The sequence below is a fragment of the Rhizobium sp. BG4 genome (assembly GCF_016864575.1).
In the GTDB taxonomy this organism is placed as follows: domain Bacteria; phylum Pseudomonadota; class Alphaproteobacteria; order Rhizobiales; family Rhizobiaceae; genus Rhizobium.
On the sequence record NZ_CP044126.1, the window covers coordinates 124,496 to 144,021 of the forward strand.

At 56.6% G+C, this 19,526-nt stretch carries 16 protein-coding genes; 12 read left to right on the forward strand and 4 right to left on the reverse strand.

What is annotated here, in order from left to right; all coding sequences use genetic code 11:
- Positions 1-37: 37 nt before the first annotated feature.
- Positions 38-1,102, forward strand: a complete 1,065-nt coding sequence (locus F2982_RS20755; protein WP_246777627.1) for an MBL fold metallo-hydrolase — start codon at positions 38-40, stop codon at positions 1,100-1,102.
- Positions 1,103-1,192: 90 nt separating this feature from the next.
- Here F2982_RS20755 and F2982_RS20760 read toward each other — a convergent pair whose 3' ends face one another.
- Positions 1,193-2,077 carry an MBL fold metallo-hydrolase gene (locus F2982_RS20760; RefSeq protein WP_203430716.1) on the reverse strand — a complete coding sequence of 295 codons (885 nt, stop codon included), beginning with the start codon at positions 2,075-2,077 and terminating at the stop codon, positions 1,193-1,195.
- Between the two features lie 346 nt (positions 2,078-2,423).
- Between F2982_RS20760 and F2982_RS20765 the strand changes: the two genes are divergently transcribed.
- The 3 genes from F2982_RS20765 (at position 2,424) to F2982_RS20775 (ending at position 5,756) form a co-directional block, all read left to right on the forward strand.
- A complete protein-coding gene (locus F2982_RS20765; protein WP_203430717.1) occupies positions 2,424-4,631 on the forward strand; it encodes a PAS domain-containing protein in 2,208 nt (735 codons plus the stop codon).
- Between the two features lie 21 nt (positions 4,632-4,652).
- Positions 4,653-5,021 (forward strand): response regulator, encoded by a 369-nt coding sequence (locus F2982_RS20770; protein WP_203430718.1) that lies wholly within the window; start codon positions 4,653-4,655, stop codon positions 5,019-5,021.
- A gap of 102 nt (positions 5,022-5,123) precedes the next feature.
- A complete protein-coding gene (locus tag F2982_RS20775) occupies positions 5,124-5,756 on the forward strand; it encodes a CatB-related O-acetyltransferase (protein WP_203430719.1) in 633 nt (210 codons plus the stop codon).
- 33 nt (positions 5,757-5,789) lie between these two features.
- Here F2982_RS20775 and F2982_RS20780 read toward each other — a convergent pair whose 3' ends face one another.
- The gene (locus tag F2982_RS20780) at positions 5,790-6,899 is read right to left on the reverse strand and encodes an MFS transporter (protein WP_246777673.1); all 1,110 of its coding nucleotides are present in this window, start codon (positions 6,897-6,899) and stop codon (positions 5,790-5,792) included.
- A 55-nt stretch (positions 6,900-6,954) separates the two neighbouring features.
- A complete protein-coding gene (locus F2982_RS20785) occupies positions 6,955-7,281 on the reverse strand; it encodes a DUF2293 domain-containing protein (protein ID WP_203430721.1) in 327 nt (108 codons plus the stop codon).
- A 662-nt stretch (positions 7,282-7,943) separates the two neighbouring features.
- Here F2982_RS20785 and F2982_RS20790 point away from each other — a divergent pair.
- From F2982_RS20790 to F2982_RS20800, 3 genes are all read left to right on the forward strand, one after another.
- Positions 7,944-9,194 carry an endonuclease/exonuclease/phosphatase family protein gene (locus F2982_RS20790; RefSeq protein WP_203430722.1) on the forward strand — a complete coding sequence of 417 codons (1,251 nt, stop codon included), beginning with the start codon at positions 7,944-7,946 and terminating at the stop codon, positions 9,192-9,194.
- Positions 9,195-9,259: 65 nt separating this feature from the next.
- A complete protein-coding gene (locus F2982_RS20795) occupies positions 9,260-10,219 on the forward strand; it encodes a hypothetical protein (RefSeq protein WP_203430723.1) in 960 nt (319 codons plus the stop codon).
- Between the two features lie 67 nt (positions 10,220-10,286).
- A complete protein-coding gene (locus F2982_RS20800; RefSeq protein WP_203430724.1) occupies positions 10,287-11,549 on the forward strand; it encodes a serine hydrolase in 1,263 nt (420 codons plus the stop codon).
- A 611-nt stretch (positions 11,550-12,160) separates the two neighbouring features.
- Here the strand turns inward: F2982_RS20800 and F2982_RS20805 are convergent.
- On the reverse strand, positions 12,161-12,652 hold the full coding sequence (locus tag F2982_RS20805; protein ID WP_203430725.1) for a hypothetical protein: 492 nt from the start codon (positions 12,650-12,652) through the stop codon (positions 12,161-12,163).
- Between the two features lie 492 nt (positions 12,653-13,144).
- Here F2982_RS20805 and F2982_RS20810 point away from each other — a divergent pair, with 492 nt between their 5' ends.
- The 5 genes from F2982_RS20810 (at position 13,145) to F2982_RS20830 (ending at position 19,485) form a co-directional block, all read left to right on the forward strand.
- Positions 13,145-14,044 carry a hypothetical protein gene (locus F2982_RS20810; RefSeq protein WP_203430726.1) on the forward strand — a complete coding sequence of 300 codons (900 nt, stop codon included), beginning with the start codon at positions 13,145-13,147 and terminating at the stop codon, positions 14,042-14,044.
- A 9-nt stretch (positions 14,045-14,053) separates the two neighbouring features.
- Positions 14,054-14,263, forward strand: coding sequence for a hypothetical protein (locus F2982_RS20815; protein ID WP_203430727.1), 210 nt, complete (start codon positions 14,054-14,056; stop codon positions 14,261-14,263).
- 922 nt (positions 14,264-15,185) lie between these two features.
- Positions 15,186-16,544 (forward strand): hypothetical protein, encoded by a 1,359-nt coding sequence (locus tag F2982_RS20820; protein WP_246777628.1) that lies wholly within the window; start codon positions 15,186-15,188, stop codon positions 16,542-16,544.
- A 30-nt stretch (positions 16,545-16,574) separates the two neighbouring features.
- Positions 16,575-17,639, forward strand: coding sequence for an AAA family ATPase (locus F2982_RS20825; RefSeq protein WP_203430729.1), 1,065 nt, complete (start codon positions 16,575-16,577; stop codon positions 17,637-17,639).
- A complete protein-coding gene (locus F2982_RS20830) occupies positions 17,614-19,485 on the forward strand; it encodes a hypothetical protein (RefSeq protein ID WP_203430730.1) in 1,872 nt (623 codons plus the stop codon). Before F2982_RS20825 ends, F2982_RS20830 begins: the two co-directional genes overlap by 26 nt.
- Positions 19,486-19,526: the final 41 nt, after the last annotated feature.

Here is a 19,526-nt window from a genome sequence, read left to right on the forward strand (position 1 = left end):
AAGCGGATCGCTCTTGCCCGGTTTTCGGGAGCGCCTGATGACCAAGGACCCTCCCATGAAACTTGAGTGTCTCTCGAAGACTAAACTTGCCCAAACCATTTCTCTGGTTGCCGCGATTTTGATGTCGGCACCGATGCAGGCGCAGGAAGGGCAGAACGGCACGACAAGTGAAGCCTACGGGATTGCGCCGATCGGAACCAGACCCGCGACCTTCATGAAAATTCCCGCTGCGGCGCGTGGACCCGAGATCGACCAAGCGAAAGGCTATCGGATCGAAAGCCTTGGGGCAGGGCTCTACATGGTCACCGACAACTCCTACCAGTCAATGTTCATGGTCTACGACACAGGTGTTGTCGTCGTTGATGCTCCGCCATCCTATGCCCGCAAGCTCAAGCAAGCCATCGCCGAGGTCACGGACAAGCCCATCACCCATCTCATCTACAGTCACGCGCATGCCGACCACATCGGTGGTGCGGGCGGGCTCGGGGGAACGCCGGTCATCATCGCTCACGCGGCGACAAAGCGATTGTTGGAACGTGACGCTGACCCACAGCGTCCGATACCGACGGTTACCTTCTCAGATCAGTACACGCTCAGGCTCGGACCGCAGGTTCTCGAGCTGTCTTATCCAGGCAATGGCCATGAGCCGGGCAATATAATGATTTACGCTCGGTCGCAGAAAGTGCTCATGTTCGTGGACGTGGTCTTCCCCGGCTGGATGCCGTATCGCCGATTTGGCGTTGCCCAGGATGTGCCGGGCTATTTTCAGCAGGTGCGCGACCTCGACAAGCACCCATTTGAAAAACTCGTTGGCGGCCATGTGAGTCGCATCGGCACACACGCGGACGTCAAACTGCAGATCGAGTTTGACGACGATATCAAGGCCGCCGTGAGCGCTGCATTGCAGAGCCAACCCTACGGCATCAATCTCCCTCAGGCCGAGGCGGTCAACGCGTGGGCCTTGGTCGGCGATTATACGGCGCGCGTTGCCGGACAGTGTGTCGCGTCGATGACGCCGAAATGGATGGGCATTCTGGCCGCGTTCGACACGTTTATTTGGGACCAGTGCTACGCAATGGAGCAGAGTATCCGCGTAGACTAGCACGTCACCATGGTTGGGAAGCGCAGTCACTAGCGGGCGCGGCGATGTAGGTCCGCGCCCGACTACTTCATTCTGCGATATGGGGCCTTCCTACTTCTTAGGAAGCCATTCGAACTGATCGCCCTTTGAACCGATCCATCCAAGCCCTGGGTAGGGGAAATGGGGAGCGAAAACCAATTGGTGATCGGCAGCGAGCTTCGTCAGAACGTCTCGTCGGCTAGTCCGTCCAACCACACGATCGTTATCGTACCCCATATCCCAGTCAGGCTCTGCAAGGGAAACGACGGAGCTGTGAACCGTGTCGCCCACGTCCAATAGCGACTGGCCTTTGGACTCAATCAGATATCCAACGTGGCCAGGCGTGTGGCCCGGTATCTGTACCGATGTGATGCCAGTCGAGACGCCGTCTCCTGGGGCGAATGTCTTCACCTGCGATGCGATGGCATTGCAAAGTTTTGCCATTTCAGGTTGCTGCTGGAGCCATTTCCAGTCCGGGCCAGAAATCATCACGACGGCGTTCTTGAATGCCGGGTTTCCCTCTTTGGTGACGAGACCACCAACATGGTCACCATGGACGTGGGTTATCAATACCCGCGTGACCTGGTCGGGCGAGACACCCGCAAGTGAGAGACTACCTGGAAGGGCCCCAGGGATGGCCGGACCTAACCCAGTGTCGAGGAGAATAGCTTCGCTTCCTTTCTGTGCGAGAAGGGCATCAACCGACAGGTTGATTGTTTCGCCGGGTCCTCCGGCCCTCGACAGGACCTCGGTTACCGCCTTCGGCCCCACATTAGCGCCGAATATCGAGCCGTCGTTCGGTACGATATTCAACGCATCTCTCAATGAGGTGATGCGGAATTCACCGAGCGTGAAGCTCTGGGCCGCTGGCTCGGCCGGTTGAGGGCCGGTTCCACCGGCAAAGGCCGGCGATGCGACGAAGCATGCGAATAAGGTCGAGATCAAACGAGAGGTCATGGCTTTCTCCTAAGGGATTGCGGTAGCAGGGGCGTTAAAGCGTTCTCAAACGCGCCCGACTTGCGCCAGCCAAACTTGCGTATAGTTGGCGCGTTTGCGGAAGGAGCGGGAAGACAGTCCAAATCCCGACTGGACGTATCCCATGCGAGCTTGCGAAGAATTGATCGCCGACTGGATTCGAAAGAGACGTCCAGCGCCGGTAGGTCAGGGTGTTCTTGCTCTTTGCTTCCATATAGAAAGGGCCTCGGATGGCCCGTGGAACCTCTGGAGGCGAACCGGCGAATGGCGACGTCGAATGAGAAGAGATTGAGTTTGAGGGATATGGAGTTTCGCCGGAGCATCAACGATGGCTGATACATCATCGACGCCGGGCAATGTGGATGCGGTCTCCGCCGCCAAACTGGTTGAACGGGTCAACGGCAATGCATGGGCTGCAGATGCTCAAGGTGTTTTCGCATACCTTACACCGGCAGCACTGGAGTTTTTCGGAACGAGCCTGGAAGCTCTGAATTCGTCGGACGACGGCGGTCCTGGGTGGGGCAGGCTCGTCCATGCGGATGACTACCCTGCCGCCACTGACGCCTGGCAAAGAGCGTTGAAGACGGGTGAGCACTACAATGTCGAGCACAGGATGCTTCGCTCGACCGGCACGTATGCCTGGGCACGGTGCAGCGGCCAGCCGACACGCAATGAGCACGGCACGATTACGGGATGGTACGGTTCGGTAATCGACGTGAGCCCGCCGACCCGTGCGGAGCCGGCGGACAACGTCGCCGATTTTCCGTCGCAGGATGTGCTTCCTCCAATGGATCAGGTTCATCCTCATGACCGACCCACCGTCGAGCAAGCGGCGGCGCGGGCATTCTTCCACGGGATTCCGCAGATCAGCAGTTACCGGCAGCTTCAAGAGGACGGTAGCTACCGGTGGGTCGAGTTCCGCGTCGAGCCCGACTATGGTGTAAACGCCGATATCGATCCGGCAGTGGCTCGGCAGGATGAGCCGTGGACCGTCGCCAGCTCGATTGGAACCACCGGGGATGCCGTTCAGGCGGCTCTTGCCATTGAGAAGCTGTACGGAGGCGCTTGGGCGATCGACGCGACCGGGCAATTCACATATGCGACTCCGACCGCACAGACCTCGATTGCCATGACCCTTGTCGACCTGAACGTCCTTCTCGACGGAAAGCCTTTCCTGGAAGGCGGCCGGCAAGGCTGGCAGCGCGGCACACATCCTGATGACAGCGAAAGAGCCGGCGAAACCCTCCGACGAGCGCTCAAGTCCGGCGAGCACTGGAACTTCGAATACCGGGTTCTCCGTGCCAATGGCGCGTTCGTGTGGCACCGGGCCGCGGCTCGACCGACGTTCGACAAACGCGGTCGCATCACCGGTTGGTACGGCACGGCGCTGGACATCGATGTCTACAAACGAACCGAAGCGGCACTGCGTGAGCGCGAGCGCCACCTGCAGCAACTTGTCGAGACCCTGCCTGGGCTGATCTATTGCGCATCGCCGAACGGGGAGCATATCTATCGTAGCCGGCGACTACACGAGTACCTGGGCGATGACGTCGCGGAAAATAGCGCTCTGGCTGTACCCGGCGGCACATTTAAATCGCTGATCCACCCCGACGACCTTGCTGCGACAGAGGAACAATACGCTCGTTCCCTTGCCACCGGTGAACCTTACTCGCTGCGCCACCGTCTAAGGCGTTTCGATGGCGTCTACCGTTGGGTGGAAAATCGCGCTTCGGCTATGCGAAATGACTCTGGTGAAATCATACAGTGGAACGGCATTTGCCTGGATGTCGAGGATCAGATTCGATCCCAGGAGGAACTGATCAGAGCCCAGGAGCAGCTCGCAAGGTCCAGCCAGGCGGCAAGTCTTGCCGAATTGTCGGCCTCGATCGCGCATGAGGTCAACCAGCCTCTTTCAGCGGTGGTCAACTATTCCAGCGCCTGCCAGCGCTGGCTTACCGCCGAACCCCCAAACATCGAGCGCGCTCAGAGATCATTGGACCGCATCCTCCAAAGCGCGAATACCGCGGCGGATGTCGTGAGCCGTATTCGCGCACTGTTCAAGCAATCGACGGACCAGCGGAACAGCACAGAGCTAGCCGCTGTCGTGAGGTTGGCTCGTGACCTGGTGTCTGAGGAGGCCGGACGCCGTAGCGTCAAGACGGTTGTCGAAATCGAGAACGGCCTACGGCCCGCGGCGTTCGATCGGGTCCAAATTCAGCAGGTACTCATAAACCTCATGCGCAACGGCATGGATGCGATGGCCTCGGTAGAGAGTGGCCGGCTCCTGGAGGTTCGAGTGTTCCGCGAGAGGGAGATGGCGCGGATCGAAGTTAGAGATCAGGGTCCGGGTGTCGAGTTTCCCGACAAGATTTTCGAACCGTTCTTTACGACCAAGGGGCAGGGGATGGGGATGGGGCTTGCCATCTCTCGCTCGATCGTCGAGTCCCACGGCGGGCAGTTATGGGCCGAAAAGAACGAACCGCACGGAGCGTGTTTCGTTTTCACCATGCCACTCGATGTCGTGGCAACGTCCTGACCCGCCTGTCGAGGTAGAGAAATGCCGAACCCGCCTTTGATCGCGATCGTCGACAATGATCCGAACGTGCTTGCCTCGTTGTCCGATCTCTTGGAATCGGCGGCGTATGACACCCGCACTTTCATTTCCGTTGCCTCATTTTTGACCGCCGGCTTTGAAGGTGTGGATTTGCTGATCACTGACATCGGAATGCCCGGGCTCGACGGCTTCGAGCTGCGAGACGCTGTCCGCAACGCGAACCCAGACCTCCCGGTTTTGTTGATCACTGGTCGTCACGAGATCGTAGACGAGGAACGGGCCAAAGGCGCTGGTGGTTTTCTGCGAAAGCCCTTCGATGGGGACCGGCTGGTTTCGGTGGTCCAGGGGACGCTGGCCAGCGGACAGGCCTGAAGCGCCCAAGATTGCGGCTCGCCTCTATCGGCATTTCACCGTAGATTTCCCCTGAAGCTATAGCGGCTACGCGCTGCCTCCTTTCAAACTAGGGTCCGCAACATGCCTTTCATCGATGCCGACAGCATCTTCCCGATCACGCACCCCGATGGCACGGTTTCTCGCACCACGATCTTCTTGAAGAACGTGGTCAATCACCCCCGGATGGAAATCGGCGATTACACGTACTTCACGCACTATGGGAAGCTCAGCGAGACCGAAGAGATTCTTGCGCCATATCTCTTCCGGGGCAGTCGGGAAAAGCTGATTATCGGCAAGTTCGTCCAGATCGCACGTGGAAGCTACTTTATCACCAGCTCAGCGAACCATCCGATGTGGGGTGTAACGACGTTCCCATTCAGGATTTTTAGACCGGAAACGTTTGGGTACAACGACCTGCCTGTAAAGGATACGGTGGTCGGCAACGATGTCTGGATCGGCCATGACGCCGTCGTTATGCCGGGAGTGAATATAGGTGCTGGCGCGATTGTTGCGGCCGGGTCGGTCGTTACCCGGAACGTGCCTGCCTACGCGATTGTCGGCGGGAACCCTGCCGCCGTCATCCGGATGCGCTTTGAAGACGACGTCATCGCAAAGCTTCTTCAAATCGCATGGTGGGATTGGCCGATCGAGAAGATCGAGGCAAACATTCCTGCCTTGGAACGCGGCGACCTATCGACGCTGAGTATACTTTAAGGTGCGTTTCGTTGGTCGGCTTCTTCGCAGACGTCATTTTCTGCTTAAAAAGCTCAACGCGGCAATCGCTGCAAATGCCGATGCTACCAGCAAAAGGCTTACCTGAAGGCCTTCGTTCTTGGCGAGGAATCCAAGGAGAGCCGGTCCAACGAGGAGACCGAAGTATCCCATCGCTTTAACAACCGACATGGCCTTGCCTGTCGCTTGGAAACCGAGGCGTCCTGTTGCCGCGAAAATAGATGGATTGATGTTCGCCATTCCCAACCCGCAAATTGCCAAGGCAACTAGAGCGGCTGGGACGCTTCCAATGGCTAGCATAGCGGTCACCGCGGCTGCACAGCTCGCTCCGCCGATTTGAATCGTCAGCATCAAGCCGATCCTCTGTACGACCCGATCCCCAAGCAGCCGTCCGATCGCAACCGCTCCGGTGAGTATGCCAAAGGCATATGCACCCATGCTTTCCGTCGCGAAGAGATACTTTACCACGAAAATTCCGCTCCAATCCATCATGCCTGCCTCGGCAAGCACGAACATCAATGCGAGACACCCATAGACGAAGATGAGCGTCGCCTTTGGCTGAGCTTCAGGAGTTTGCACGGCCCCATCACTGGGACCCATCGTAGCCGGCTGCGTCCAGAGGGCAGTGGTCGACCAAGCAGCGACCAGCGGTAGCAACATAGCCAGCGCGCCTGCAGTCCCCAGGCAGACGCGAAGAGTTCCTCCGTGAGAAATGATTTGCCCCACCAAGAACGCTCCAAGCAAATTGCCAATACTGAACATGGCATGGAACGACGACATCATAGGTCGGTTCGCCTGCCGCTCGATGATCGAAGCACGGGTGTTCATTGCCACATCCAGCGTTCCGAATCCTGCGCCGGCAAAGATCACGACGAGGGCTAGCTGTCCGGAGGTCTCCGAGAGCGGCATTAGGGAGACGCCCAGCCCGAATGCGGTTGAGCCGATCAACCCGATCCACGTTTTGCTAAAACGGTCGATCAATTGACCGAAGAGGATGACCATAGCGATCGCCCCGGACGCGAACCCAAACAAAATCTGGCCCAGTTGAGCCTCGTCGAGGCTCATGGTGCGAAGTAGTAGCGGGAGACAGCCTCCCCAGGCTCCGATGCCAAGGCCTGCCGCCATGAAGGAGATGTAGCACCCGGCTCGGGTGTCTCCGCCTGTATTGGTGAACCGCAAGCTACGTGTTCTCCGTTGCTTTCAACGGCTCCTCGTCGAGAGGTTGCCTGGGTTGAGTCTTCCATGAGCCTAGATAGGCGTCAATTTTTGGCTGTACGCGCCGGAGGGCTTCCTTCCGTTCCACGCCGACAAGCAGTAACTGGTCGTAGTCAGTCGTAGTGTGCCGCAATGTGGTCTGCATCGTTATACCGACGGCCTTTCCGAGGGTAGCGTCGCTCCAGTCCCTGTCTACCATCTCTTTCACGAAGAAGGCGATGGCATGGTCTGGGCATCCGGGATGTTTCTTTCGAATGTGTTTCTCGATTGCTCGGGCGCTGAAACGGGCCATGGTACGTCTCTTCTATGTCGGCTTATCGTAATGACGGCTGCAGCGTGATTGCGCTCGTGTAAAAGGCCTCAACTACCCAAAAACTCCCGTGGATGAATACGGGACGCGCCAGCTGTCGAAAGACGAAGCGTCACGATTCAGTTTCCGTAGAGGTCGTCGTGGCCAGACGATCCAACAACGTGGTTGGAGGTCATTCCCCGTTTAAACACGGTAATGGCAGTGCCAACCTATACCTGAGTTTCTGGCGGTTGCGGTACTAGCTGGTCGCAACGGTAGGCACTGGGATGTCGCCGAACGCTTTTTGAATCGAGTCTAACGTTGCAAATTCGTGCAAAGCGGGCGACGTCGCACGGCTCCGCGCACGCGATGTAGTCGGCGTTCAACGTGTTCGGTGTGGATTCGCAAATTATCGGGACCTCGCTCTGCGCCTGCTGCACCGAGCGATGAGGAGAGGTTAGGCTACCGGCTGAGCGAGCGATACCACCCAATGGTCTAGGTCGGGCCACACTCAGAGGCAGGCCCGCAAGCTTCAACGAGGTCGTGAAGTGGCGATACCCCATTGTTTTGTAGTTAAAAATTCTTTCTCCACCGGAGATTGAATTCGTCTGCTTTGTGTATAAGATGCCTCCATCAAATGGGTGTTCGATCAAAGGGGAAGATCGATGATGCGCATTTTGACAATCCTTGCAGCATTCATGGTATTTTGTCCGGGCGCTTATGCTCGAGACCTCAAGGTCGCCACATGGAACCTTGGCTGGCATCTTTCGATACCAGAAGCCAAAGACTGGATCGCCAAATGCAGCGCTCCTTTCCAGCTCAATGCTGCTACGGGTCTGTGGGAACCGGCCGTAAGCGGAACGCCTGGCTGGAAGTTGACTTGGGGCAGGGACGCGCCGATAGCGTGGAACATCTCACTGCTGCCACCCTGTGACATCTTCAAATCTCCCGCATTTGATATCGTTTCGGTCACCGAGGCTGCGTATGCAAAACGCTCTGGGCAACTGACTACGTTCATCGAAGGCAAAATCGCTCCCGATGTCATAGCCTTCCAAGAAGTCAGCGGCGAACAGGCCGTTCGCGACGCGTTGCCGAGTAACGGCGCAGGCTATTTTGTCTGCACGTTCACGGGTCACAAGGTTCAGCGACTGGCCTTTGCTTGGAAAAGGGAATTCGGGCCTGCTGTCGAATGCGAAGTGGAAGACGCGCTAAGCCTGCCGTCACTGACAGAAAAAGAAAGAGTGAGGCCTGGCCTGGCCTTGGCGCTAAACATTGATGGCAAGCTTACTAGGTTTCTCGATGTTCACTTGAAGTCGTCGTGCGTCTCTCCGTTCGACAATCCGCCGGACGCGCTGGATGGGGACGCAGGACCCGGCGACCCGTGCAAGGTGCTTCAGCAGCAAGTTGTGCCGCTCGAAAAATGGATAGAACGTAAGTCGGTCGATACCGACAGGGTCGTCCTGCTCGGCGATTTCAATCGGAACGTCTGGCACGAAACCAATGAGACTGGGGCGGTCCGAACGGACGGCTCGGACCCCATGGCCGAGCTACCTCCGAAGGTCAGAGCCCGGAAGCTTATCGGAGAGGTGAACGACGGAGCTCCCGAAGGGACACTGCTTACCCTTCTTGACGAAGCATGCCCCGTCAACACGGCCTCGGACGATGCGTGCAAGAGGCTCAAATCTGCTAAGATTGCTGCTGACGAAAAGCTCCTGAAACAAAGTGAAAACCTCGGATGCAGGAATCCTGTCGGTCTCGACCATATCCTGATTGGGGCAGGATTTTCGAGTTCACACCCGGCCGAGAAGTTAGCGTTGGGCAGGCAAGGCCGAACCCTGGCGGCATCGACGGACCATCCAAATCCGCTGCTCGCGCTGTCGGATCATTGCCCGCTTGCCGTCGTGATCGCGGACTGAGGGTACGTCTGACCTTTCGGTAAGAGTCTGTTCAACGGGCGTGTGGACGCCTTGAGGGGATGCGCATGAAGCGATTGGTGACGGCTACGATGGCCATTCTGCCGGTTCTGTCGGGGTGTGGCGGGACAGTTATAGAGTCTTCGCCAGATCGGATTGAGAAAACTGAACAACGGGACAAGGCACCAATGGGCTATTATCTACCGCGTGCCGAGATTCCGATGACCGTCACGTATGTGGAGAGCAAGAGGGCCATCGCCGTAGCCTACGAGCAGACTCCCAAAATCCTTCCGGACACAAGCTTCGGGCCGCTCTACCTTTATTATCATCATCAGGGTCTGAGCTCCGAGAAGGTCACCCTGTCCGTCGGCCAGGACGGGCTACTCAAGAAGGTTTCCTCGACCTCCGTGGGGCAGACCGCCGAAGCCATCAAAGGGGTCAATGACATCATCACCCAGGTTTCCAACCTTCGTGCGGCCATGCACATTGCGAGCAATCCGCCCGTGAAGACGCCGACGTGCGAGGGCGTTAGCGCGAAAATTACAATCCGAATTGACCCATCTCGAAAGACCGCGGAAACGCAACCGCTCACGCAGGTCGACGGATGCAAGTTCTCAGCGTCGCAGACCGTCACGCCCGTCGATGGAGAGCCTAGCTCTGCCGAGAGCGCACTCCTCGCTAACGCGGAGCCACTCGCAGGCGCAGGCGCGCTAAAGAAAAAGTGCGCGGGAAAGGTCTGCTTCAGGACGCAAAGGGCCTACAAAGTCAGGTCCACGATTTCGTTTTCCGGTCCGGCCGGAGACGCCGAACTCAAGATTAGTGATTTCATCGTGATGGCTCCCGATCCGTCCCTTATCGGTTTCATCCAATTCGACCGCGGCGTTTTTGCATCCAAGACAATGACGGCCGAGTTCACAGACGGGGTCCTGACATCGTTCTCGGCTGACAACGCGAGCGAGATTGTCGGTTTCCTCGCCGTACCCGCTGCTGCGCTTACAACGGCAACCCTGATTTCCAAGCTAAATTGAGATCATTCGCGATTATGAACCTAATAAAGCATCCGATATCGGCAAAGGCGGTCTTAGGGAAACGACAATGCAATGGATAGATGCGACAGGCTCCAAGTTCACAGGTGCCGTCGGTCGACCGATCTATGTCATCTACAAAACGGCGCTGGTAGCCACACTGGCCTTCGCCTTGGTGCCTGCAGAGGTGCTAAGAGCATCCGAGAAAAATGTCACGATTGACGCTCCTCCATACTCCAGTGAACTCGTCCCCGGACCAAGTATTCCAAACGTTCGCTATCAGTGTAAGGGGCCCGCTTCCGGGAAGTGCCGCCTAAGCGAATTCATGGAATATGCACGCGTGTGTGCGCTCCTTGTCATCCAAAATGGCAGGAAGCGGTTGGAGCGATACAGCGGCGACCCGGACCTTTGTCGCGATCCTGACAAATATCCGAATGGCCCAAGACGGCTCTACGGTGTCGCTTCTGTCGCAAAGTCAATCACATCGACACTTGTCGGGCAGGCCATCGCTACTCGTTACGGGGCACGGACGCGCGCCGAATTCGACGCGGTACTGAACCGGCCGTTGAAGGAGTATGTTTCGGGGTTGGGCAACGCCTACTCAAGCGTCACACTGGATCACGTCCTTCGGATGCGATCCGGGGTAAGATGGAGCGAGTACGGATGGTACGGGCTCTTCGCTGATGCGAACCGTTTTGGTATGGACGTGCGAGACAACCGGAGCCTCAGTATTCCCGAGTTCGCGCGCCGATACAGGACTCGCTCGGACGAACAGCATCCGTTCAACTACTCCGCTCTCGACGCTGCCGTCGCAGGGTATGTCGCTGAATCGATGTTGGGGGGAGAGTACCTGGTCAATTTCATGGAGCGGGGCCTTTGGGATCAAATTGGAGCCAAGGGAAAGGCAAAGGTGGGCGTGGACAAAAACGGGACTCTGATCGGCCCCTGCTGCCTCAAGGCGACCGTTGGTGATCTCGCCCGCTTTGGGAACTTTGTTCTCCAGAACGGCCGCGATCCGGAAGGTCGTCAGGCGATCCCCAAGGCTTGGTTTGGACTTGCAACACAGGCTTCGAATGCCGGCGACACAATTCCCCGCAGCAGCGTATCTCAGAACCTGAATTGCCCCGTCCGCTATCGGTACTTTTGGTGGTTGCGTGAAGGCAAGGCGGATTTCACAGCGATCGGCCGTGACGGCCAGTTCCTACATATCTACCCTCGAGAGAACCTGGTGATTGTCCAGATCAGCGATTGGAAGGCCTGGACCAATGGTGACTTCCTTGAATGCGAAACGTTTAGCGCCCATGACGCGATCGCGGCCGCATCGCGTCAGTAGTCTGCACCCTTCGGTCGAGCAGCCGAGCTACTCGTGGTCCACATTGCTCGGTATGCGCCCAATCAGCGGAAATCAACAGTTTGCCTTGCCGCCGATGTCATTGGTGATCCCAAGGGCAGCCGTCGAATCCGGTAGCCATCGAAATGGTGCCGTCATGTTTATCCTAAGCGGGACCCGCTCATTGAACACATGGCCAGGCGAGGCCTGATCGACACCGCCGATCCATAGTCCATTGCGGGCGTGGTAGGACCAAGCCTTGGTGCCATCCGGAGAGAGAGCCAGCTGGTAGCCACGGTTTTGATCCGGGACGCAATGCAGCGATGACAGCGTGAGTGGCCCTTCGGGCTGCGGGGTGAGGAGCGCTAAGGTCGGCCCCAGCCGCCGCGACAACCGATTAGTTCGGGCGCGGAGGGCGCATCGACAGGTTCCGATGCACCAGTGGAAACGAGGAGAAATCCCATTATCCACAGCGACGCGTAGGCACGAGGAAGAGGTGATCTGCACACGCTGGTATCCAATTCGCGCTAACCATTGGTGTCTTTAATTCCTCATTCGAGAAAGGTCGTGCATCCTAAAATTAACGACCCCAAATGAGAACCTAATTGTGGACCTCACGATTTTTGCGATAGTAGGTCCACTCCCTTGAGCCAGTAGCCTTCGCCCGGGATATGGATGAACTCTACGCTCTCCCAAAGTGTTCTCCCGATGAACCTTGCCGGATTGGCAGCCGTGATTCTGAATTCATCCTTCTGGATCGCTTCCAGCAGTGCGCCGCGGTCAAGTGGTCGTCCCTCCGCCTGCAATATCTCTTTTACTCGCGATATCACCTCAGCTGTCTGGCTGCCTGAGCGATGCCGCTTGGGTTTTTTCTTTTTCAAGCTCACCGTGGTCCCTGACGGAGAGGGCTGAACATCAATGGAGCTTTTGGTCGAAAGGAGCTGGCGGACTAGGTCGCGGGCGGCCTCGGCCTTCTCCAGCTTCTTCCGGATGTCCTTTTGCGCCTCGCGTAGTTGGCCAACCTCTTGAACCAACAAACGGTACGCCTGCGAGAGCCCGAGGTTCTCCTCGGCGTCGTCTTCAGGGGTTCGTAGTCCGTCAACCATTTTCTTCACGTACCCTGTTGATTCAATCCGTCTCGGTGCATAGGCTCCTCCGTACCGACTCGCCATCGGTGGGGCACGAGGTTGCAACTCACCCCATGCATCCAACAAGTTTCGTACGGAGGTCGCAATGACTAGCACTATGCACCGATAGCCGACAGACGGCTACACCAATCTTCACGAGTTTGCCACATCTAGGGGCGGGGAACCCGCGCCTACGGATGTCCGCGGTGAAGACGATGTTCAGAGGTATCATCGGGAAGTGAAATGGGCGGCGCGCAGTTGCAATGCGGCCGCCCCACTCGCCAACCCGTGCATCACAAAATGTCTCGGGTCACTACCGAATCAGTAGCATGTTCGGCCGGCCCGATCCAGAGTCTCGCGTCCTGATACATCCAAAGAATGCTTTTCAAAGTCGATTGGCGACCTCACGGCCGCCTATCGGAACCCTCTCTTGCGCCCTGCGGGGCGCTGTCAAGGAAAGCAAATCATATCATGCTCATTGAAAACAAAGTGAAAAAGGCGCGCCGCGCCGTCAAAAAGGTCGTCAACACGATGTTGACCTCGATCCGCAGGAAAGTGCGCTCGGATCAACAGGCCGAAGGGCCGAGACCGATCGCAAGGGTCCTGACTTCACCCGATGGCGGGCCTGTCCGCCGCATCGTGAACGGCCGGCAGACCAAGTACACGGGCTTCTTTATCTCCATTAAAGGCGGCTTCGCCCAGCAGCCCTGGGAATCCAGGCATGGCGAGAAGCCTGCCATGGTGCTGGCGGAGGTTTCCGGTCGCGTCGTATCGTTGCTGGCCCAACCGCATCGATTGGAAATCTTCATCAAGGAGCAAAAGGCACCGCTCAGGTACTTCCCGGACCTCCAGCTCAAGGTCCATCCGAGCTTCCTTGCGGACCTCAGGGCTGGGATACCATTCTCGACGGCCGCGCTGGCTCCCACCCAGGACGAGCCCGATGAAAAGCTGATCACGCTGATCATCGAGATCAAGGACGACCGGGACAGGCGTCAAGCGCTGCCGCGGTACAGGCGGAAGCTCGAACTCGCCCAAGAAGTCTACCGGAAGCTTGGTATGGAGTTCCTCATCCTCCAACGGGCGGAAGAGATTTTCCCGGGCGACCTCCGGATCGCGTCCAGCGTGACGTCATGGCGACATACGGCCGTCAGCCAGATGGACGTCTGGGCGGCAGAGAGGGTGCTGGACTCCTCCGAGAAGGCCGCTGCAGAAGTGGTGGCCGCGCTGGGCGATGGACCCGTCGGCTGGGCCAAGCTCCGTGCCCTCCATGTCAGGCGCATCTTGGACATGGACCTGACGGAAACCGTTTCACCCGAGACGGTGGTCCGAATGCCCGTCAACAACACCCTGAAAACCCGCGTTAAGTACTGAAGGTGGGCAATGACCGACACTCCAGGGAAAGATGTTCAGCACTCTCTCGTGCGTTTCGAGTCGGCTGAGGTCGTGTTCGAAGCACTGTGCCGGAATAAAGTGACAGAGTTCTCGCTTTTTATCGAGACGCGCGGCTTCTCCACGGTGCGGCAGTCTATCGTCCACGATCTTGCTTATTACGAGAAGCAGTTCGTAGCCTTATCGATCACTGCTGGGTGAAGCACTGCTACCATGACCAAGTTTGCCAAAGGTGATTGCTATCGCATTCTTCAAGGAGGCGGGACGAGGCACTACGTTCTGACCAAGACGGTTGGCAAGCAGTTGATATTCTTGGACGGCACGACTGGTAGGCCAGTGCCGTTCAAGGAGGATGACTTCGAAAAGCTGATCATCGCCGAAACGGCGGTTCGGCCGTCAATTGGTTGGACCGCATTGATATCCACCTCCTTATGGACCCCACGCTTGAAGGAACGCCGAAGGAAACGCAAAGGAGAATTATTCAAGCGCAGGCCGCATGGACTGAAGCCGCCATGTTCCGGTTCTACGCGGTCCTCTGGGACAAAACTCCGGACTCTCGCAAATCACGATCGGCGGCAGGGTATAAAGATTTTCTGAACGAGCATAGTTCAGCTGCGCGCGCGGCTGGATATCACCATCAGCCGTCTGCTTCCGCTTTTAGGCGAGCACTCGAACGAAGCGCACCTCATCAAAGAGAGCTCGTCGACCTAGTCAGCAAGCGCGGCAAACACAGCAAGAGAACATATAACGACCCTTGGGTAATCGGGAAGCTCAAGGAGGCCGTCGAGGAATACTACTCACAGGGCGATCCGAAGCCCCCGGATTTGCAAGATGTTGTCGTCCGATTCTTGGGGCAGGCGCACGAGGAGGAAGAACGACGCGGAAAGAAGATGAAGTATCCCAAGAGGACGGCTCTTGGAAATTATCTCCGCGGTCAGGAAACAAAAGAGAGGCTAGCTAAAAGAGACCCGAAAAGAGCGCAACAAATCTACGGGGGAAAGGCCAGGGGGCAACCGCAGAGTTTCCCCTCCAGCGCGTGCAGGTTGACCAGAGTCGGCTCGACACTTGGATTAATATCTACGACGAAGACGGAAACATTGTCGGTAAAAAGCGACCATGGCTCGTGTCGATCATCGATGTTTACTCGCGCATGATACTTGCGGCTATCCTGACGTTTGACGACCCGTCAACATACACGGTGCAACTTGCCCTGAAGCAGATGCTAAGACCCAAGGTGTTTCTTATCGAGCGCTTCGGAAAGAAGAAGGGCGCGACTGACGGATCGGGACAGTGCAAGGAAATGACCTTCGACAATGGCGTCGAGAATCCGGGCCTTTCGATGCGAGCTCTGTTCGCTGACGCGGGCATCGACATGGAGGTCGCCCCAATCGAGACCCCCCAAGCCAAGGCTATCGTCGAAAGGTGCTTTCGGACTTATAATCAAGCCATATGGCACAACGCGCCGGGCGGCATCCCCTACAAGCCGCACGCCATCCCCGATCGCAAGCTAAAGTCGGATGAACTCGCCCAGTGGGCGCTGGATTTCGCAACGGGCCTAATGTGGTGGTGGATAGTGAACGTCCACCATCTCAACAGAAATCGTACCTTAGAGGCTGCGCCGGCGCGACTGTGGTCCGAGAAGGTCAATGATCCAATGGTCGGGCGCGCGGTGTCGAAGCGCTTGGATATCGTAGATATCATTTGCGGTACGAGACTTCGGCTCAAGATAAACGGGTCGGGGGTGCTGTACGATGGTCACGTATTCCACCATCCAAAGATCACTGAGGATTTCCTCAGGGTAACCCTGCCAGCCGAACCCCGGCAACGCCGAGGTAAAGCAGGGAAGGTTACAGTTGAAGCGATCATCTATCCCCATGATTGTTCTCATATCTATATTGTTGACCACATCCGCAATCGCTACGTGCGTCTGCCAAACAGCAAGCCGCGGTTCGCGCAAGGCCTGACCTGGGCTGAAGCCAAGGCCATCAAGCGGTCTGATCGAGCACTTGATCGTCATTTCGTCTCAGAGGAAGAACTAATACTCGCTAAGTACAAGTACCTGAAACTGCGCGACGGTGCCAAGGCGGCAGCTCGGGCGGAACGTGCGATGCTGCAGGCCGCAAAGGCCGCCAAGAAGGCAAGAGATGAGGAGCCGGTTATCTTCACCTTGGTCGATGGCGACCACGTCGAGATGGGTTCCATCGACCCAACGGTACGCGGCGACGCCGCATACGACGTGCCACAAGAAGCGCCGGCAAAGGTGCGCGACACATCGCTAATCCTGCATAAAGACCAGCCGCGCAACGCTCGGAAGGCAGCGGAAACCCGCAAGACGAACCGCCTCATTCAGCAGATGAGAGACGCGGGAAAAGTCGAACAAGCCCGCGAAGGTGAACCCACTGCATCGCCCCCAGCCATCAAAATCCCAGTGATCGAGAACCCCGCTGACTTTCTTGCGAGGCTAGCTGATGATCTCGATTGATATCGCATTAAGCTAGCTAAGGAGCTTACCGTGCCGCAAGCATTGGCAAATTTCCAGGATGACGATATCTATAGCGAATTCAGCCAGATACGGATAAAGCATCCGCATCATGAAGCCGCTGTGGAAGTCTTTGAGAAGCTGCGCAAACGGAAGATAGCCGCGCCGAGGGCGGAGCAAACCGCCGCGAGTCTCTTTGCAGGATCGCGTTCGGGAAAAACGACGACAGTAAAATGGTACATAGAGAAGGTTGTCGGGGTTGCTTGGCTTGATTCCAGATTTCGCAACGCTAAAAATCGTGAAGAGCTTCGCGAAGTCGAAGCGATAAAAAAAAACTGTTCAGCTGCTGATATCGCCGAGCTTCAGACATTCGCTCTGTTTGTCGAGCTGAGCGGCGCGACTACAGTGAGCGGCCTTATTTCTGATTTCCTGGAGGCGCTCGGAGACCCAGACCCGTATGGAGGAACCACAAAACAACGGCGCTTCCGCGTCGAGAGGTATCTCAAGGAGCGAGGCTACCAAATCATCTTCCTTGATGAAACTCAGCATATCAAAGTGCAGACTTTCTCTGGCCCCGTCTCCCGTCAAGAAGATGCCACTGAGGTCCAAAATACCCTGAAACGATGGTTGAAAAGGTGGCCAATTGTCTTTGTGGGAACGCAGCATGCCGAGAATGTCGTGTTCGAACACCAAGTATACACGCGGTCTGTGTCTCCAATAAAATTCGGCCCGCTGCACTTTGCTAATGATAACGACAAAATTATCTTCAACGATTTTTGCGGTCGCCTTGCCCACAAGCTCGTCCAGCACGGAATCCTCCCTTCACCACCGAAGATATTGGTCAGCGGAGATGTACCCCTGTGTTTGAACATCGCCTCGAAAGGTCGTCTCGGTCTCGTGACGGTCATCGTTCGAATGGCTATCGAGAACATGTTGAACGAAGAGAAAATCACGCTTGAGCTAGGCCACCTTTCAATGGCTGTTGAGAATTTTTCGGTGCGAATTGGCATCTGCAAGTCCAATCCATTCACAGCAAAAGAAATTGTGATCCCATCGTTGGAGGAATACGAACGTGACGACGTTGAGATCGACATCTGAATTCGAGCCCGACTATCACAAGCGCCGAATCCAGACGAAGGGGCAATCGTACCCTATTGCGGTCAGCCCACGACCTGAGGAGTGTCTGGAGGACCTGCTTATCAGGGCGGCGTGCGAGAACGGTTTCCCGCCAATCTTGTCCTACAAGTTACTGGGCGTGAAACACAAAGTCTCCGGTGCGTTTGCTCCAGGCCCTAATCGCTTCGGTATAACAGCCGAAACACTTTCTATTTTGCTTGGCAATCCTGCAGGGCCAAAGGAGCTACGCTTCCTTCTCAACAATACTCCGCCACCCGAGCCTCATCTGAGGCCTTTCTTTGATGTCTGGTTGGATTCGAGAACGCTTTCGGCGAAGCGACGGTTGTCCCCGCTAGCCCTACGTAAGGCCCCTTTTCTTAGATCGATTTGGCGCGTCTGGCCGATAAATTTTGATCCGGATACAAAGGAGACGTTGCTGAGTACCTGTCCAGTTTGTCAAAAATCCATCGCTTCAGGGTTTATGGGGGACGTTTGGTGTTGCGATAGGTGCATCGAGATCACGTCGAATGGGGAGTTGAAGGCGGTGGATTTGCGAGATTTTCCGCAGCCCATCGTTGACGAGCACCTCTGGTATGACCTTGACTTCGCGACCAGTTTTGTAGACCCCGCGGCACGAGATCGCCGACGAACCTCGCGTTCCTTACTGCACGCGGACTTCGGAGATTTAAGTGATGGAGAAATATTTGAAGCGATTTTTGCCTTTGCTAGGCTCGTCTCCAAGAAAGGACCTACCGCAAGTCGTTTTGAGCTAACTGCCACCGAGCTCGCAAGAGCGGCGGATGTCATTCGATGCTGGCCGACTTCGTTCGAAAGTCTGGTGATGGAGTGGGCGAGGACCCCACAGTGCGCCCCGTCGGAATTTTCTATAAGGGCGCTTGCGAACAATGGCCGGATAAGCATTAAGATTCGTAGACGAATCCGGGAAATAGTTTGGCATTCAACCGTGCGTAAGAAGTTCGGTGCTGACCAAGCTGCCACGTACTCTGCCAAGCTCGGTTCAGATTTTGAAGTTGGGTTAGTAGAAAGAATTAATCGAACACGCGAAACGGAAGGTGTAGACGTTGTCGATGCACAGTTTTTGCGAACACGGCCAGATGTAAGAAGGTTCAATAACTACCTCGGGATTTCTGTCCCGACCTTTATGGCTCTCGCAGACAGTGGCTTCTTGCCGGTTGAAACCTTTAATAGGCATGATGGGAGTCTCTTCACCAATGCTCGCGCTACCGTCAGTCGCCTGCTGGAAAAATCACTGCTGACCCTGCCGACGCGATCCGCGATACGGTTGCCGCGCGCGGTCTCGGCTTTTTTCGCTGGCCCGGACGACCCTTGGAGCACTGTATTGCAAGGGCTACTCTCGGGCGAGGTCGAGTTCTGGCACGTTGCACGGCCGCAAAGTTCGATCTTGGAAGGTATATATATCGACGATGTGGCCGGGCTACGCCGCATATTGATTGACGTACCAAAATCTCGCGAGGCTCTGTATCAGATTCCTCTCTCGATTGCGCAGGCGGGCAGGCATCTTAGGCTTGGGACGAGCGAATTTTTAGCCGCCGAGAGAGCAGGGCTATTAAATCAGCCTGCAACGTGGGAGAGCATCGCCCGATTTCGGGCCGAGTATGAGCCGACCTCAGTGCTAAGCGTTCGTTGCGGTTCCGCGTTTCGAAGCGTAACGACGCAGGAGATGTTGTTCGCGTTGAAGGCAGAGGGAATCCAACCTGTACTGAATTACTACGACAAGCCGAAAGTGTGGAGACGCACGGAGGTTGAACGGTTCTTTGGCGATTCCATTATGCCTCGCGTAAAGTGAAAGATGCGGTCGGCGGTTCCCGGCTTGAAAGATTCGCTTTA